Below are 17,420 nucleotides of genomic sequence, written 5' to 3' on the forward strand. Positions count from 1 at the left end.
AGAACACCACCGCTCATGAGCACCTCGCTGAAGACACTGATCACCAAGCTCAACGCCAGCGCCCGCATGGCCACGCAGCGCGCCGCCAACCTGTGCCTGGCCCACGGCCACTACGAGGTCGACCTGGAGCACCTGTTCCTGGCGCTGCTGGAGCAGACCGACAACGACCTCGCCCGCGTGCTGCACGCCAACCGCATCAGCGCCACCGCGATCCAGTCGGACCTGGAGCGCGAGATCCAGACCTTCAAGAACGGCAACACGCGCACGCCGGTGTTCTCGCAGCACCTGCAGCAGCTGTTCCAGCAGGCATGGCTGCTCGCCTCGCTCGACGCGCACGCGGCGCAGATCCGCTCGGGCCACCTGCTGCTCGCGCTGCTGACCCAGCCCGACCTCGCGCAGCTGGCGCAGCGCGGCTCGCCGCTCTTTGCCAAGATCCGCCTCGAGGACCTGAAGCACGACTTCGACAAGCTCACCGACGGTTCGAGTGAAGCAGTGGAAGCCGGTGCCTCGGGCGCGGCGGCCGAGGGCGACGCGCAGCAACCGGCGGCCGACCCGCTGGCCGCGGGCGTGCCCGGCAAGACGCCTGCGCTCGACCAGTTCACCACCAACCTCACGCAGCGCGCGAAGGACGGCGCGCTCGACCCCGTCATCGGCCGCGACACCGAGATCCGCCAGGTCATCGACATCCTGATGCGCCGGCGGCAGAACAACCCCATCCTCACGGGCGAAGCCGGCGTCGGCAAGACGGCCGTGGTCGAAGGGCTGGCACTTCGCATCGCCGCGCAGGACGTGCCCGAGTCGCTGCGCGCCGTGGCGCTGCACACGCTGGACATGGGCCTCTTGCAAGCCGGCGCGAGCGTGAAGGGCGAGTTCGAGAACCGCCTGAAGAACGTGATCGCCGAAGTGAAGAAGAGCCCGCACCCGATTGTGCTGTTCATCGACGAGGCCCACACCATGATCGGCGCGGGCGGCCAGGCCGGGCAGAGCGACGCGGCCAACCTGCTCAAGCCGGCGCTGGCGCGCGGCGAGCTGCGCACCATCGCCGCCACCACCTGGGGCGAGTACAAGAAATACTTCGAGAAGGACGCGGCGCTCGCGCGGCGCTTCCAGGTCGTGAAGGTCGAGGAGCCCAGCGAAACGCTGGCCGCCGCCATGCTGCGCGGCATGGTGCCGCTGATGGAGAAGCACTTCAACATCCGCGTGCTCGACGAAGCCATCACCGAGGCCGTGCGCCTGTCGCACCGCTACATCAGCGGACGGCAACTGCCCGACAAGGCCGTGAGCGTGCTCGACACCGCGTGCGCAAAGGTGGCGCTCGGCCAGAGCGCGACGCCGGCGCTGATCGAGGAAGCGAACCGCGGCCTCGAACGCATCGAAGCCGAGAGCGCCGCGCTGGTGCGCGACACCGCGGCCGGCGGGCGCCATGAAGCGCGCCTGGCCGAACTGGCGGAAAAGAAAAGCGCGCTGCAGGCCGAGCTGGCCGCGAGCCAGCAACGTCTGGCCGAAGAGAACGCGCTGGTCGAACGCATCCGCGCGCTGCGTGCGCAACGCGACGAATCGGCCGCTCAGCAGCCCGAGGCCGCGCCCGCCGTGGCGGAGAAAGCGCCGGCCCGCGCCGCCAGCCGCAAGAAAACCGCTGCCACTGCCGACCCCGCGCGCGACGAACTCGATGCCCTGCTCGCCGAACTGCGCGCGCTGCAAGGCACCACGCCGATGGTGCCGCTGCAGGTCGATGGCCACGTCGTCGCCGAGATCGTCTCGGCCTGGACCGGCGTGCCGCTCGGCCGCATGGTCAAGGACGAGATCAAGACCGTGCGCAGCCTCGACACGTTGCTGGCCGAGCGCGTGATCGGGCAGGACCACGCGCTCGCCGCCGTGGCCCAGCGCGTGCGCACCGCGAGCGCGCGCCTGGAAGACCCCAACAAGCCGCGCGGCGTATTCATGTTCGTCGGCCCCTCGGGCGTGGGCAAGACCGAGACCGCACTCGCGCTGGCCGACATCCTGTACGGCGGCGAGAAGAAGCTCATCACCATCAACATGAGCGAGTACCAAGAGGCGCACAGCGTGTCGGGCCTGAAGGGCTCGCCGCCCGGCTACGTGGGCTACGGCGAAGGCGGCGTGCTCACCGAGGCCGTGCGCCGCCAGCCCTACAGCGTGGTGCTGCTCGACGAGGTCGAGAAGGCCCACCCCGACGTGCTCGAGATGTTCTTCCAGGTGTTCGACAAGGGCATGATGGACGACGCCGAGGGCCGCGAGATCGACTTCCGCAACACGCTGATCATCCTCACCTCGAACATCGGTTCGTCGCAGATCATGCAGGCGTGCCTCAACAAGGCCGACGACGAGCGCCCCGCGCCCGACGCGCTGGCCGAGGCCCTGCGCCCCGTGCTCATGAAGGCCTTCAAGCCGGCCTTCCTGGGTCGCATGAAGGTGGCGCCGTTCTATCCGATCACCGACGCGGTGCTCGAGCAGATCATCGCGCTCAAGCTCGGGCGCATCCGCGACCGCATCGCGACCAACCACAAGGCCGTGTTCGAGTGGGACGATGCGCTGGTCGAGGCCGTGCTCGCGCGCTGCACCGAGGTCGACTCGGGCGCGCGCAACGTCGACCACATCCTCAACGGCACCTTGCTGCCCGAGATTGCCGAGGCCGTGCTCACACGCATGGCCGACGAGACGCCGCTGGCCAAGATCAAGGCCAGCTGCGGCAAGGGCGGCGAATTCCGCTACCGGATCACCTAGGCGCAGCAGCCGCGCGTGCCCACGGGAGAACAAAAACAATGACGACGACCTTCACATCGGCCTCGCTCGGCGGGCTCATGCGCGCAGGCACCACGCAGCGCGATCGCCTGCTGGTGCTGCACACGCCGCTGGGCGAGAACAAGCTGCTGGCCGAGCGCCTGGACGGCGTGGAGTGCATCGACGGCGGCGGCTTTCGCTTCGAACTCACCGCGCTGAGCGACGACGCGCACATCGAACTCAAGACCCTCATCGGCCAGGGCGTGCGGCTCGATCTGCAGACCGCGCAAAGCCGCACCGAGCTGCGCCCCTTTCACGGCCATGTGAGCGAGGCCGAGTGCGTGTCGAGCAACGGCGGCATGGCGCGCTACCGCATCGTCATCGAGCCCTGGATGGCCTTCCTGCGCTATCGCCAGGACAGCTGCCTGTTCCAGCACCAGAACGTGTTCGACATCGTCGATGCCGTGTTCGGCCGCTACCAGAGCCAGGGCCAGCTCGCGCCGCAATGGCGTTGGGAGATCGCCCAGCGCGACATCTACCCCGTGCGCGGCATCACCACGCAGTACCAGGAAAGCGATTTCGACTTCGTCGCGCGGCTGCTGGCGGAAGAGGGCCTGTGCTACTGGTTCGAACACACCACGGGCAAGGACGGCGCACTGGGCAGCCACACCCTCGTCATCGCCGACCACAACGGCGCCTTCCGCGCCAACGCGCAAGCCGCCATCCGCTTCCACCGCGCCGATGCCAGCGAGCGCGAAGACACCATCCAGCAGTGGCGCGGCCACCGCCAGCTGCAGACCAACAGCCTCGCGCAGCAAAGCTGGGACTACAAGAGCGTGAACGCCCGCCCCGTGCAACAGCAAAGCCGCGCCGCGGGACAGCGCACCCTGCACTGGAGCGACGACCCCGGCGCCTACGGCTGGGAGACCTCCGCGCAGGGCGAGCGCCTGCTCGCCAACGCCCTGCAGGCGCTGGAACTGCGCAACAAGCGCTTCGAAGGCCGCAGCGCCGTGCGCACCCTGGCCCCGGCCACCACCTTCACCCTGAGCGGGCACGAGCAGCACGACAAGGACAGCGAGCAGGACCGCCGCTTCGCCGTGCTGGCTGTGCGCCACATCGCGCGCAACAACTTCGACGAAGACCTGAAGACCGGCATCGGCGAGCGGCTGGGCCTGCCGGACATCGCCACCGTGTTCGACAGCGGCAATGGCGACACGACCGCAGACGCCGTCACCCACTACCGCAACGAATTCACCACCGTGCGCGCGGCCATCCCGTATCGGCCCCTGAGCCTGGACGGCCACGGCCAGCGCATCCATCCCAAGCCCAGCGTGCACGGCAGCCAGAGCGCCATCGTCATCGGCGTGGGCGGCGCTGACGCGCCCGTGCACACCGACCGCGACCACCGCATCAAGGTGCAGTTCCACTGGCAGCGCGGCAGTGCGTCGAGCGCGCGCCAGTCGCGCACCGACGGCCAGGACAACGCCCCCGCCGCCGACCGCCTGGGCGCCTGGGTGCGCGTGGCCGCCAGCGCCGCCGGCGACAACTGGGGCCAGATGAGCCTGCCGCGCGTGGGCCAGGAAGTGCTGGTGGAGTTCCATCACGGCGACATCGACCGCCCCGTGGTCGTCGCCGCGCTGTACAACGGCGCCGGCCAGGTCGACGCCCAGCACAACCAGAAACCCGCGGGCGCCGCCCAGTCCACCGGCAACGCGCCCGCGTGGTTCGCCGGCGAAGGCAAGGGCGCCAAGGAGCATGCGCACAACGCCGTCTTCAGCGGCATCAAGACCCAGGAACTGAGCGCCAGCCAGAGCGGCGACGGAGGCTACAACCAGCTCGTCTTCGACGACACCCCCGGCCAGGGCAGCACCAGCCTGGCCACCACCCAGGCCAGCAGCCGCCTGCACCTGGGCCACCACAAGCAACAGGACGACAACGCGCGCGGCAAGGGCCGTGGCCACGGTGCCGAACTGGCCACCACCGCGCAAGGCGCCATCCGCGCCGGCGCGGGCCTGCTCGTGAGCGCCTATGCCCAGCCGAACGCCAAGGGCGCGTTCATGGCCAGCCGCGAAGCGCAGCAGCAGACGAAACAGGCCGAAGAGCTCGCCACCTCACTCGCCCAGAGTGCGCAGACGCAGAAGGCGCAGATCAAGGGTGAAGGCGCTCCGGGCGAGCTGCCAGCCATCGCTGCGCTGAAGCATGTGGCTGAAGTGTTGGAGGCGAAGCAGGAAGGCGGCGCTGCGGCATCGGACAACGGATCGAGCGGCGACATCAAGGCCACCGAAGGCGGCCACGGCAGCGTCACCGCGTACAGCGAGCCGCACCTGCAGTTCAGCGCGCCGATGGGCATCGGCTTCGTTACGCCGAAGGAAGTGATCGCCGTGAGCGGCCAGCACACCGCGATCGTCGCGAGCCAGGATGTCGACCTGCCTGCGCAAGGGCAGATCGCCCTGAGCGTGGCCAGCGGCGTGAGCCTGTACACGGTGGGCGCGAAGGCCGGTGAAGGCGGCGAGCCGAACCAGGAGCGCGGCATCGCGCTGCATGCGGCCAGCGGCAAGGTGAGCCTGCAGAGCCAGGCGGGCGCCACGAAGATCGCGGCGGACAAGAAGGTGACGATCGCCAGCACGGCGAAGGACGTGGCGGTGGAAGCCCCCAAGCACGTGCTGCTGACGAGTGCGGGGGCGTACATCAGGCTGGAGGGATCGAGCATCAAGATCCATGCGCCGGGGAAGGTGACGTTCAGGGGGATGCATAACTTCGTGGGGCCGATGGGGGACAGTGCGAGCAACAGCGTGGGCAAGGCGGAAGCACAGCCATGCCCCAAGCAAAACGATGCCGCAGCCAGCGGCGCCGTCACCCTCTGAGGCCAGGGACAGATGTTCGAAAACCTTGTTCGGCAGTTGGGGGAGGCGCTGCAGGCGGACGATGCCTTGTCCGCCTACCTGCTGGTCGACCCCATGTTGCGCGAGCCCTTCTCCGAGGACCTGTTGCAGGCGGAGCCGCGCGAAACCTGGACCGTTCCTGTTCGTCACCCGTTGTTGAAGCCCGAACAGCGCCCTCGATTGATTCGCCTGCATCCGCACGACACGCATCTGCTGAAGGCGAGCCTGGCCTTGGCGTTGAGCGAGCAGGCAGACCCGGATGCAGAGGGCGAACAAGGGTTCGTCTTGGGCGGCTGGTTGTTGACTGACGCACCGGCAGACGCATTGGCTCGACATTTCGCGCGGTGCATGCAGGGCGGCTTCCCCGGGGAGACCAACCCCAAGTTCATACGCTGGGCTGATCGACGGGTCATCGAGTGGATGTGGCCTGCACTGACACCGAACCAGCAAGCGGGTCTTCTGGGGCCCGTGCATTGCTGGTACAGCCTGGACCGATGCGGCGAACTTGTACGCTACGAGGCCACCTCCGATGCCAAGCAGGAGGGCGTGGGCTTCAGTGCCGATCAGTGGGCCCATGCAACCCGCAACGAAGCGGTTCAGGACTTGCTGCGCGGGTGGTTGCGGTTTGCAGGCGCCTTGCCTTCTGACTATTTGCAGAGAGCCGCCGAGGCGACTGCGGCGACCATCTCCGCGGGATTGTCGAATCGACAAGACCGGGTCTTGCTGGGGGCCTACATCCTGCAGGTCCACCCGCAATTGACCACCCATCCGACCGTGCACTCGTTGATCGCTCGCGCCTTGCGCGGTGACGCCACGCTGGCGCAGGCGCTCGAGGGCGTGCCTGACCCCGAGGGATGGAACACCATTCGGACCGAGTTGGAGCGCCACGCCGGACTGTCGCAGCTTCAACCGGCCACACAGGGAGAACGACTTGGCTGATACACCTGCGCCCAGCTATTCGGCGGGCGCGCAAAAGGCGGCTGCCGGCACGCCCGGATGCACTGCCGGCGGCTGCCCGGCGTGCGCCAAAGCCGGATTGCCGGTGTTGCTCGTACGGCCCGGCCTCGCGGAAAGTAGTTACGCGCAGCCCAAACAGGAAGCGGCGCGGCCGCTGCTCGACAGGCACACCGCGGAGGCGGCGTTGAGTTACAGCCGCTACGCAATGCGTACGCTGCGTGCGGGATTCGTCGTCGTTTTCTATGAGAAGCCCCATACGCCGCAATTGAAGGCCGACAAAGGCTGGCAGATTTTTCGTGTCAGCGATGGTGGGTATCTCAGTCCTTTCCCGCTGCAGGCTGTGCCCTACACGAACAGTGCCAGCAGCGAAGGTGGCTTTGTGTGCCAGCGCTCCGAAGCGTATGCCAATGCGATGCTGCTCGTGATTCCAGAGGCCAAGCTCGCGGGCTCTGTGTGGGTGGGCTACAGCGATCATCCCTGGTCCCAGCCAGTGCGAGACCTGTACGCGTCCAAAGAGGACTTGCGAAAAAGACGCATGACTCTCATCGAGGCTTCGAAGGGAACGGCCAAGCGCTCGATGCCACTGACCACGGGCGCCATCCTGACGCTTGTCGCGGACTACGACGAGAAGCTGCAGCCCAACGATTTGCTGGGTACGCCGTTCCCCCCGTTGAGCATGCAGAAGGGGGCGGCGGGCAAAGCCGGCGTGCGGCCGGAAAGCGCACTGGACGTTTTTCAAGCGGCCGAACGTCTGGTGAGGGCTTCACAGGGGCAATACACCATGGACCATGTGCACATGGTCAGCGTTCCCGATGCCGTTGGTGTGACCTCCGAGTCGGCCTACATGCGTCTGGTCAAGTGCAACAGCGCAGCCCGGTGGCTGAACGAGTACAAGGACTCGGAAGGTAAAAAGCAGGGGCAGTGGCGACTTCAAACGGCGTTGACCATCGAGGGCTTGCTGAAAGAGATCGGTGCACAAGGCGATGCGACCAAGAGACGCATAGCAGGCATGGCGCACCTGAATGGCAAGGCCATCACGAGCGAGGATTTCCGCAAGCAGAAAGCAGCCGGCAGCTTGCCGCCGGAAGCTCGTTGGGTAGGCAATCGCAAGGCAAGGCCGATGTCGAGGGTAGACGCCTACCCCGACCCGATCAATGGAAAAATCGAGCTTCCCAACGAGGGGGAGATCGACCACGACACCGCGGGCCTCAAGGATGACGTTCTTGAGAAGCTCGGATCGGGTGGCAGGTACCCCTTCCGGAGTTTTCTGGAGCAATTCGACAGGCTTTCAAAGGCCGACAAGGATCTTCTTTCGAAGATCGAGCCCGATCATGGGGCGTGGCTCAATTCGGCAGCGCGCAAGCTCGTGACCGAGCATGACTTTGGCCTCAACGAACGCATCGACGGCCTGCACTACGCCAATGCTGTCGCACAGATCACGTTGGGAGGGCACATGAGCACCACGGGACTCGAGTGGTACAAGCCCTTTGCTTCTGACAACCCACATGACAGCCAGGCGCTGCTCACTCGGGCGCTGCTTGGGAATCAGGTGGCATTCTTCGACGCGTTCAAGCCCACCAAGATTCACAAGGAAACCAAGAACATCTTCAAGTTGTTCGAGGAAACGGCACAGGCTCTGAAAGACGCCAGCGCGGGCAAGGGAACTCCCTTGGCCAGCCAGGTCCTCCTTGCCAAGTATCCGTTCTACGACAAGGTCGTCAGCAGCTTGCCGTTGCTGAAAAACGCCGCCTCGGGTCTGGCGCATCCGCTCATCACCATCGTCGGCGGGATCAGCATGGCCACGACAGGCACGGACCCGGCGTCGGTCAAGACACGGCAATTCCTCACGGCCATCATGCAATGCATTACCGCCGGCGCGGCAGGCCCTTCAGGCGCGATGGCGCAAACGGTCAAGATGACCCTGTCGGAGGCTGTGAAGTACTGGGAAAGCCTGCGCGGCGAGTTGGGTCGCCGCGCGGCGCAGGGCGCGGGCGCCGTAGCGGGCGCGGCCAACAAGGCCGGTACCGCCGCCACAGGCAAGCTCAAGAACGTGGCGCTGGCGGGTGGTCTGAGCTTGGCACTGGCGGGGCATTCGCGCGGCCTCAACACGCTGATCGATGTGTGGATCTTCACGGCTGAATCGGCAGACGACCTCACAAAAAAGGCCACCGTCGCAGGGCGCTCCGCCGCCAACGCCGCCGCTCAGGCGGGCCGCTCTGCCGGCAACGTCGCCACTGCGGCGGGGCGGGCGATCGGCAGCGCCACCGCGCCGGCAACGCAAGCGGCCACCCGTGCGGCCGGCTGGACCGCGGCACAGCTATCCGGTTTTGCCAAGGGCTCGGCAGCCGTCATGAGTGGCGGCGCAGCGTCCTTCTCGGCAGCAGGCGCGGTGTTGCATGGATTCTCGATTGCCAAGTCCATCAAGATGCTGGAGAACGGCACGCAAGACCAGCGCACGGCTGCGTGGTTTGGGCTGGCCGGCTCGGGCCTGGGCATCACGGGCGCGAGCCTTGAAGTTGCCGAGCAGGTTGCCAAGGTGAACGGTGCATGGGCTTCGAAGGCGAACATACTGAAGCTGATGGCGAGCAGGTTGTCGGCTGCGGGGTTGTTTGTGGATGCGGGGTTTGCACTCACCAATGGGTGGAAGCGAGGGAGCAACGACGACAAGGATGCTTCGAGGGCCTATTTCGCGTCGGGTGCATTTTTTGCACTCGCAGGCGGAGCAGGATTGATGGCCGCTGGGCAAATAAGTGGGACCGTCGCGAGCGCCGGCCTGTTGGGCCTGTCGTGGACCGGCTGGGGCCTGATTCTGATCGGCCTGGCCATCGGTGTTGGCTACATCGCCATGCTGCTGCAAGACACCCCCACCGAAGAATGGGCCGCTAAAACCATTTGGGGCCGAGCCGATACCAAGTGGGGCAGCCTGGAAGTCGAGCAGCAGGAACTCAACAAACTGCTCATGGGCATTCGCATCGAGTTCGAATACGGCATGAACACCATGGCTACCACCGGGGCCGGCATCGCGCGCGGCAATGGTGGGCTGGGAGCGCTGTTCGTGAAAGACCCGTTCGAAGGCCACAGCGGCCTGTACAAGACCGTCGAACTGAAGCTGTGGATGCCCAAGGCATTGCGCGACAGCCTCGAATGGACCATTGGCATCACGTTGAGCGGGCGCGACGGCATTTCGACCTTGGTCTATGTGCTGGGTCGCAGCGTGCCGCCTGCATCACCGCTGAGCTTGAAAGGCTTGGAGCGCCCGCAACGCAGTGACGAGGGCGATCTCACCCACATCACCATTGACACCGACGGGTTGCTGTACCCGCGAGCCCAGGTCCAAGTCCAGGTACTGGTCGACGCCACCAGTGGAGACTATGTGGTGGACCAGACGATGACCGACTGACATGAAGAAATTACCCGAATACAACGTACTGCTGCCGGATTGGCAAGGACCGGAGACGCAGTTTGACGATATCAGTGACGCGTTGCGCGCGATGCTCAACGGGACGATCACGCGCGTGGCACCCGAAGACAAAAAGCAGCCTGTGCATGAGAGTGCCAGCACCTGCGACTCACTATTGGCTGTGTATCCGGAGGCGATTCAAGTTGGAGCGCCTATGGGTACCGGAGAAGCGGTGGGGAATGGGAATACCTTTGCGGCCTTCTCCTTGGGCTGCATGGGTCTTGGGATTCCTTGGTTTTGGAAAGCTGGGGAGCGTTGGCTGAAATGGTTTACCTATGATGATCCGAGTCCTTGGAGCAACCCACCGAGTGCGGTCGATTTTCTAGAGCCATTGGTTTTCGGTCTCATCATGTTTGGCATGGGCTTCCTCTTCTTCTCCTTCGCCCTGCGGATGTCCCACCTTGCCCCCCGCGACATTCCCGTGGTTTTCAATCGCAAAACCCGCGAGGTCAGTATTTGTGTGTTGGGACGCTTGCGCTTCTGGCGCTTCTGGGAACGCGTGGGCATCGAAAAAGTGATCACCACCTCGTGGGACGATTTGCAGGCCCGCAGCTACAAGGTCATGCAACTCACCGGCGAGGCGGCCCGCGACACCCATGTGCTGCGCCTGCTGTGGGGCGAGGCCCGGAACCCGCGCAAGCTGGAAGGCATTGCCTTGATCGGCTATCTCGGTTGGTACGAAGACGCTGCACTCTGGCGTCTGTGGGAACACATCCGGCGCTACATGGAAGAGGGCGGCCCGGCCATCCAACCGGGCGAGACCTTGCGCACCAGCGGTGCGGGCAAGCTGCCGGAGTTGCCGCCGCAGGTCATTGCTGCGGCTGGCGGGCCGGCGTTGAGTGTGGAAGAGGTTACCCGGCTGGCGGGTGCGGCCGATGCGGCGGCTTAGGGTGCAAGCTGACGTGCACTCGATCTTCACCAGTCAGGCGCAAGCGGCTGTCAAGAAATCAATCGATGCCGACGGTGACGGGATGACGGCGTGACATGAAAAAGCTACCCGAATACAACGTGCTGCTGCCGGATTGGCAAGGACCGGAGACGCAGTTTGACGAGATCGGCGAGGTGCTGCGGCCGATGCTCAATGGAACGATCACGCGTGTGGCGCCCGGGGACAAGAAGCAGCCCGTGCACGAGAGCGCCAGCACCTGCGATTCGCTGTTGGCTGTACATCCGCATGCGATTGAGATTGGCGCGCCCTTTGGAACCGGGGAGACAGTGGGGAATGGGAATACCTATGCGGCTTTCTTTTTGGGATTCATGGGATTTGGGGCTTGGTTTCTCTGGGAAGGATTGATGTCTCGGAGCATTTTTTTTCTTGTTAGTGGAAGCATCATTTTTGCGACTGGCTTCTTTCCCTTCTCCTTCGCCCTACGGATGTCGCACCTTGCCCCCCGCGACATTCCCGTGGTCTTCAACCGCAAGACCCGCGAAGTCAGCATCTGCGTGTTGGGGCGCTTGCGCTTCTGGCGCTTCTGGGAGCGCGTGGGTATCGACAAAGTGATCACCACCTCGTGGGACGATTTGCAGGCCCGCAGCTACAAGATCATGCAACTCACCGGCGAGGCGGCCCGCGACACCCATGTGCTGCGCCTGCTGTGGGGCGAGGCCCGGAACCCGCGCAAGCTGGAAGGCATCGCCTTGATCGGCTACCTCGGCTGGTACGAAGACGTTGCACTCTGGCGTCTGTGGGAGCACATCCGGCGCTACATGGAAGAGGGCGGCCCGGCCATCCAACCGGGCGAGACCTTGCGCACCAGCGGTGCGGGCAAGTTGCCGGAGTTGCCGCCGGAGGTCATTGCAGCGGCCGGTGGTCCGGCGTTGAGTGTGGAAGAGGTTACCCGGCTGGCGGGTGCGGCCGGTGTGGCCTGCGCGCTGCACAGCTGTTCTTGTGCCCTATGAAGCGATTCGCTCTACTTGCCGCAGTTGTTGTTGCAGTCCTCATCGCATCGGCTGTGGCGTACCGCGGCTATCGGGTGAACACGAGCACTTCCGACACTTCAACCGCGGTATCGAGCGACGAGAGCCGGGCCCAGGGAAGGCTGTTGGCGAAGCTTCATTTCGATGCACCGTCCTTTGGCGATTGCGCGGTCCATGACGCGTGGCTGGAAAAGTCCTCCACGTTCGTGACGCGCAGCTGGTTCGGAATCCGTCTTGGAAATGAAACCATTCCGACAGCCGCCATCCATGTGGTCCTCAACATTCCCAAAGATCCGTTCCTGTCTGCGCAAAGTTTGAGCTTCGACGAGACGAACCCGACCGCGTCCAGCCTGGGGCTGACAGGCTCGTTCACCCAGACCGTCACGATCAACGCCAAGCGCTACGGGCTGTTCGGCTCGAACACCGTCTTTCCGCCGCCTGCGGTCATGACATTCAGCTGTGGCACAGCAAACGCACATGCAACGTTGGCGAACTAGGATTCTTCCGGTCCACGCGATGTCGATCGGCCAGCCCCTGAACCGACAGGGCGGGAAGATCGCGCGCGGCCATGCATCGAACGAAGACCGGCACGACCGGCACTGACACCAGGGAGGTGGATATCCATGTCATCAGACACATCAAGCAGCTTCATGCCGACGCCATGGAAGCTCGAAGGCCTGAATGTCGCGCGGCTCTCGGAGCAGGCGCGGCTCATCAAGCTGCAGCTGCCCGCTGCGGCACCGCAGAACGCCGTCGTCGAGCGCTTCACCGGCAGCGAAGGCCTCAACGAACTCTTCGACTTCACCATCGACACGCTGGCCACGTCGAGCGAGTTCGACCCGTTCGCGCTGATCGGCGAGGAACTGAGCCTGCGCCTGCTGCTGGCCAACGGCAGCTTTCGCACCTGGCACGGCTACCTCACGGCCGTCGATGCGCTGGGCGGTGACGGCGGCCTGGCGCGCTACCGGCTGCATCTGCAGCCCTGGCTCGCCGCGCTGGGCCTGCGCCGCGACAGCTTCGTGTACGCCGCCAAGCACGTGCAGGACATCGTCAGCGAAGTGTTCGCGGATCACACGACCGCAAGCTTCAGCTTCGACGTCACGCAGGAGATGCCCGTGCGGCCCACCTGTGTGCAGTACCGCGAGTCGGACCTGGCCTTCGTGCTGCGCCTGCTGGCGGAAGAGGGTCTGAGCTTTCGCTTCGAGCATGAACAGCAGCAACAGTCGACCGCTGGCGGGGGCGGCAACACCACGCCTTCGCACCACCGCCTCGTGATCTTCGACCGCACGGCAACCCCGCCCGACTGCGCCCTTTCTGAGATCCGCTTCCATCGCGTCGACGCCACTGAATCGACTGACGCCATCACCGCCTGGAGCAGTCGGCGCCAGGTCACCACCAACGCCGTCATGCGCAACGCCTGGGATGCCAGCGTTCTGCAGGCCCCCACCGGCGCGGTGCAGAGCGCGCTGGCCATGGGCGAGGTGCCCGTGCTGGAGCACTACGACGGCGCCGGCGCGCAGCGCTATGCCGACAGCGCCACCGCCGCCCGCCGCGCCGAGCAGCAGCTCGTGGCCTTCGAATCGCGCATCAAGCGCTACGGTGCCGCAGGCAGCGTGCGACAGCTCGGTGCCGGCGAGCGCTTCACGCTCACGCAGCACGACCGCTACGACGGCCGCAGATTCGTCGCGCTGCGCGTGCGCCACGAAGCGGCCAACAACCTCGGCGCGCAGGCCGCGCAGGTGCTCGAGGCCGGTGAGCTCGAGAAGGGCAGCTACCGCAACAGCTTCGAAGCCCAGCCGGCCGAGGCACAGGTCGTGCCGCTGTGGCGACCCAAGCCCACGGCCCCCGAGGCCATGGTCGCGCTCGTGGTCGGCGGCGATGACGATGAGGCACCGACCGCCGTCCACACCCAGCGCGACCATCGTGTGCAGGTGCGCTTCCATTGGCAGGCCCAGCGTGCAGGCCAGCAGCAGTCGACCAGCAGCGGACAAGGCAGCCTCGTCGCCGCCGGTCGCCACGCCAGCAACCGCCAGTCCGTCTGGCTGCGCGTGGCCGCCCCCGTTGCGGGCCCGAACTGGGGCGCACATCACCTGCCCCGCATCGGTTCCGAGGTGCTCGTGTCCTTCATCGAAGGCGACATCGACCGGCCGGTGGTCGCCCAGCAGCTGTACAACGGACAGGACCTGCCGCCCTGGTCAGCCGGCACGGATTCATCCGCCAACCATGCAGGCGTGCTCTCGGGCTGGCACAGTCGCGCGCTCGACGGCAGCGGCTACAACCAGTGGATCGCCGACGATGCGCCCGGCCAGGTGCGCACCCGCCTGGCCAGCTCGCACGCGGCGAGCCAGCTGAACCTGGGCCACCTCAATGCCCAGTCACCCGACGAGAGCAGCCGCGGCGCCTGGCGTGGCAGCGGTGCCGAGCTGCGTTCCGACGCCTGGGTCGCCACACGCGCTGGTGAGGGCCTGCTGATCTCCACGCTGGCGCAGGAAGGCGCGGCGGGCAGCGTTCAGGACACCACCAGCGTGCGCGGCCAGCTCGCGGGCGCGTTGCGCGAGGCGCAGAAGCTGTCCGATGCGGCCGGCGGTGCGAAGGCGCTGGCGCTGAGCGCCACGGCGCTGCTGCAGCCGCTCATCGATGACATCGATCCGCAGAAGAACGGGCACTATCCCGGCAGCGTCAACGGACAGGACGCGCGCGAGCCGAAAGGTGGAGAGGGCGCAGGTTCACGCGAAGGGCAAGACCCCGTGCCCGCCTTCGCCCGGCCGCTCATGGTGCTCGATGCGGCCATGAGCCTGAACATGGCCACGCCCGCCAGCGCGACCGTGTACGCAGGCGAGGCCATCCACTGGACTGCGCAGGCGCAAGCTCACGTGGCTGCGGGCAAGACCGTGAGCTTTGCGGCTGGTAAATCCGTGGGGCTGTACAGCCACGAAGGTGGCATCCAGGTCATCGCGCAAGACGGGCCGGTGAGTGTGCAGGCGCACACCGACGAACTCGAATGGCTGGCCAAGGAAGGCTTCACGGTCACCAGCAGCAATGACGAGATCCACGTGCTGGCCCAGCAGAAGGTCACGCTCAAGGGCGGGCAGACGAGCATCGAGCTGGATGGGATGAACATCACCTTGAAGATGCCGGGTCTGCTGGATGTGAAGGGGACGAGCAAGAGCTTTGTGGGGCCCAAGGGGAATCCGGCAGAGCTGATGGGGCTGCCGATGGGGTTGACCAGCGAACCCAAGCATTTCATTGAAGTGGAACGCCGTTACTACGACACGGATGCGGTGCAGGGCGCGGACGTCAAGGTGACGTTCTCGGACAAGAGCGTACGCAGGGGCAAGTTGGGATCGAACGGGCAGCTGCGCTTCGACGGCGTGCCGGCCGGTGCTGCAGACATCGAGATCGGCGAAGACGCCAGGGAATGGCAAATCGACCCCGTCGAGGAGTCTCCGGCCAACCCCGCCTACGGGAAGGACGTGACGCCTGAGCAGGCCATGGCGCTCTACGCGCTGGTTTTCGGTTCGGAGGACAAATGAACGACGCGCTCGATTGGTTCTGGGGCGTCCTGCAGGGCGACTTCAACGAGGATGCCAGCCTGTCGCAAACAGTCGTCGGCAGCATCATCACCGCGATTCCCATCCTTGATCAGCTCGCGGACATTCGCGACGTGATTGCCAATTTGCACCAGCTCTCGAAGGACTCGAGCGACAAGTGGAAATGGATCGCGCTCGCCATCACGCTCATCGGCCTCATTCCGGTTCTGGGGAGCCTGCTGAAGGGTGTTTTCAAGTCGCTGGTGAAGTTTCTCAAGCAGGGTGGCAAGTACGCCGATGAGGCGCTCGAAACGATCCTCGCAATCATCCGTGGCGCTGGCAAGGGAGATCCCGTCAAGTGGCTCAAGAGCCTGCCGATGGATCAGTATGCAAAGAATGCCGTCAAGCGGTTCGACGAGATCACACAGAAGATCATTCTTGGCATCTCCGATGTGCGGCACCGGTGGCTGACCCGGAAGCTGCTGGGCGACAACGTCAAGCGCCTGGAGTTGGTCGAGCAGCAGATTGCAAAACTGCGGGGCATGGGGCAGGCCAAGATTCCTGAAGTCATGCGCTTCCTCAAGTCCGAGCTCGACAAGCTGCTGGAGCGGGCCAAGCCCGCGAAGCTGGATGGCGCAACCGACACGGCCAATACCTTGGCGCACAGCGCCAAGCCGCTGCTTCGGCTCGACTACGAGGTGGCGGTCAAGCGTCGCGTCGGCGGCAAGGTACAAAGCATGCGCGCCGCAGGCAAGAGCGAAGAAGAGATCGCAAAGGCCGCGAACGCCGAGCGCCGTGCACTCGGCAAGGAATTCAAGGACAAGACCGACCCCGAGCTCCGGGAGGTCATCTACAAGCGCAACCAGGCGCTGTACGGCGATCCGCTGGGGCCGAAGTACGAAGACCTGAAGCGGGGCTATGTCATTCACCCCAAGACACGTGAGCGCGTGAATGTCGGCAAGGGCAATCCCAAGACCGATGCCCAGATCATCGAAGGCGCCCAGAATGCAGGGGGCGACGACATGCCGTGGGACCTGATCATGGAGTTCTATCGCCAGAAGAAAACCGGTGACCCTGAGAAGGCAGCCAAGCTTCTCCGTGAAATCGACGCGATCGTCAACCGAGCAAAGAAATAGTCCCATGTGGCTCTACCTGCATCACACCGCCTCCGACCTCATCGACCTGGACCCCACAACCGGCCGCTGGCGCCCCGTCGACGACGCCGAGAAACCGCCAGGCGCCTCGGTACTCGCTGACCTCCCCGTCAAAGGCGGCTACACGATCGAGAACGACAAGCGCTATTACAGCTACTGGACGTCCGACGAGAAGTTCGTCTTCCGCACCGACGACGGTGCCGTGTTCGAGATCTGCCAGAAGCGCGACGACGGCTCCGTGGTGATGCTCTCGCCCGTCCTGCGCAGCGAGATCGCGCCTTCGCGTTATGGCGATGGGCGTTTGCGGCAGGGTTTCAGCCAGTTCCGGCTGATGGACGCCGCGACAGGCAATGTCGTCTTCGAGCTGGACTACAACGCCGAGCGCTATCAACGCCTGTACCAGGCCGACTTCACCGCCGCGGCGGCGGAGCAGGATCTGTCCGACTGGGATTTCTTCGTCGCCTTGCAAGGCGCCATCGAGATCTTCGAAGAGCGTGCCGCGTCCGGCCGCGTCGCGTTCACTGCGGAGGTCGATGGCTCGGCGCAGATCCAGGGGCACCGCATGCGCCGCGATGAGCTGCTGTTTGCGGACACGGGCCAGACCTGCCCTCGCTCGGGCGTCTGGGCTTGCCTGACCGACCTGCGCGTGAGCGCGGCGGTCACGCAGGGCGAGCCGATGCCCTCGAACGGCGGGCAGCCGGTGCAATGGGTCTGGAGCCGCACCGACTGAGCGCAGCCCGCGGCTTTTAACCCCGCCCCAGCCGGGTCACAGACCCTTGCG

At 65.4% G+C, this 17,420-nt stretch carries 10 protein-coding genes; all 10 read left to right on the forward strand.

The window, feature by feature from the left end:
• The first annotated feature begins 15 nt into the window (after positions 1 to 15).
• The 10 genes from tssH to AC07OH_RS28370 all read left to right on the forward strand — a co-directional run bounded on the left by tssH (position 16) and on the right by AC07OH_RS28370 (position 17,369).
• Complete coding sequence (tssH, locus tag AC07OH_RS28325; RefSeq protein WP_495302929.1) at positions 16 to 2,742, forward strand: type VI secretion system ATPase TssH; 2,727 nt, start codon at positions 16 to 18, stop codon at positions 2,740 to 2,742.
• Between the two features lie 38 nt (positions 2,743 to 2,780).
• The gene (locus AC07OH_RS28330) at positions 2,781 to 5,603 is read left to right on the forward strand and encodes a type VI secretion system Vgr family protein (RefSeq protein WP_495302930.1); all 2,823 of its coding nucleotides are present in this window, start codon (positions 2,781 to 2,783) and stop codon (positions 5,601 to 5,603) included.
• Between the two features lie 12 nt (positions 5,604 to 5,615).
• The gene (locus tag AC07OH_RS28335; RefSeq protein ID WP_495302931.1) at positions 5,616 to 6,560 is read left to right on the forward strand and encodes a DUF4123 domain-containing protein; all 945 of its coding nucleotides are present in this window, start codon (positions 5,616 to 5,618) and stop codon (positions 6,558 to 6,560) included.
• On the forward strand, positions 6,553 to 9,978 hold the full coding sequence (locus AC07OH_RS28340; protein WP_495302932.1) for a T6SS effector BTH_I2691 family protein: 3,426 nt from the start codon (positions 6,553 to 6,555) through the stop codon (positions 9,976 to 9,978). Before AC07OH_RS28335 ends, AC07OH_RS28340 begins: the two co-directional genes overlap by 8 nt.
• 1 nt (position 9,979) lies before the next feature.
• On the forward strand, positions 9,980 to 10,927 hold the full coding sequence (locus tag AC07OH_RS28345; protein WP_495302933.1) for a DUF6708 domain-containing protein: 948 nt from the start codon (positions 9,980 to 9,982) through the stop codon (positions 10,925 to 10,927).
• A gap of 95 nt (positions 10,928 to 11,022) precedes the next feature.
• A complete protein-coding gene (locus AC07OH_RS28350; protein ID WP_495302934.1) occupies positions 11,023 to 11,937 on the forward strand; it encodes a DUF6708 domain-containing protein in 915 nt (304 codons plus the stop codon).
• Positions 11,934 to 12,452, forward strand: a complete 519-nt coding sequence (locus AC07OH_RS28355; protein ID WP_495302935.1) for a hypothetical protein — start codon at positions 11,934 to 11,936, stop codon at positions 12,450 to 12,452. The genes AC07OH_RS28350 and AC07OH_RS28355 overlap by 4 nt, the downstream gene beginning before the upstream one ends.
• Before the next feature lie 153 nt (positions 12,453 to 12,605).
• A complete protein-coding gene (locus tag AC07OH_RS28360; protein WP_495302936.1) occupies positions 12,606 to 15,488 on the forward strand; it encodes a type VI secretion system Vgr family protein in 2,883 nt (960 codons plus the stop codon).
• Positions 15,485 to 16,621 carry a hypothetical protein gene (locus AC07OH_RS28365; protein WP_099793822.1) on the forward strand — a complete coding sequence of 379 codons (1,137 nt, stop codon included), beginning with the start codon at positions 15,485 to 15,487 and terminating at the stop codon, positions 16,619 to 16,621. Before AC07OH_RS28360 ends, AC07OH_RS28365 begins: the two co-directional genes overlap by 4 nt.
• A 4-nt stretch (positions 16,622 to 16,625) precedes the next feature.
• Entirely contained in the window at positions 16,626 to 17,369 is a 744-nt protein-coding gene (locus AC07OH_RS28370) for a hypothetical protein (RefSeq protein WP_495302937.1), read from the forward strand.
• Positions 17,370 to 17,420: the final 51 nt, after the last annotated feature.

The organism is Variovorax sp. GW821-FHT10C12 (assembly GCF_059415405.1).

Bases quoted from the DNA above. Each gene is read 5' to 3' on its own strand.
- tssH (WP_495302929.1), top strand. From the start codon at position 16: ATGAGCACCTCGCTGAAGACACTGATCACCAAGCTCAACGCCAGCGCC.
- AC07OH_RS28330 (WP_495302930.1), top strand. From the start codon at position 2,781: ATGACGACGACCTTCACATCGGCCTCGCTCGGCGGGCTCATGCGCGCA.
- AC07OH_RS28335 (WP_495302931.1), top strand. From the start codon at position 5,616: ATGTTCGAAAACCTTGTTCGGCAGTTGGGGGAGGCGCTGCAGGCGGAC.
- AC07OH_RS28345 (WP_495302933.1), top strand. From the start codon at position 9,980: ATGAAGAAATTACCCGAATACAACGTACTGCTGCCGGATTGGCAAGGA.
- AC07OH_RS28350 (WP_495302934.1), top strand. From the start codon at position 11,023: ATGAAAAAGCTACCCGAATACAACGTGCTGCTGCCGGATTGGCAAGGA.
- AC07OH_RS28355 (WP_495302935.1), top strand. From the start codon at position 11,934: ATGAAGCGATTCGCTCTACTTGCCGCAGTTGTTGTTGCAGTCCTCATC.
- AC07OH_RS28360 (WP_495302936.1), top strand. From the start codon at position 12,606: ATGCCGACGCCATGGAAGCTCGAAGGCCTGAATGTCGCGCGGCTCTCG.
- AC07OH_RS28365 (WP_099793822.1), top strand. From the start codon at position 15,485: ATGAACGACGCGCTCGATTGGTTCTGGGGCGTCCTGCAGGGCGACTTC.
- AC07OH_RS28370 (WP_495302937.1), top strand. From the start codon at position 16,626: ATGTGGCTCTACCTGCATCACACCGCCTCCGACCTCATCGACCTGGAC.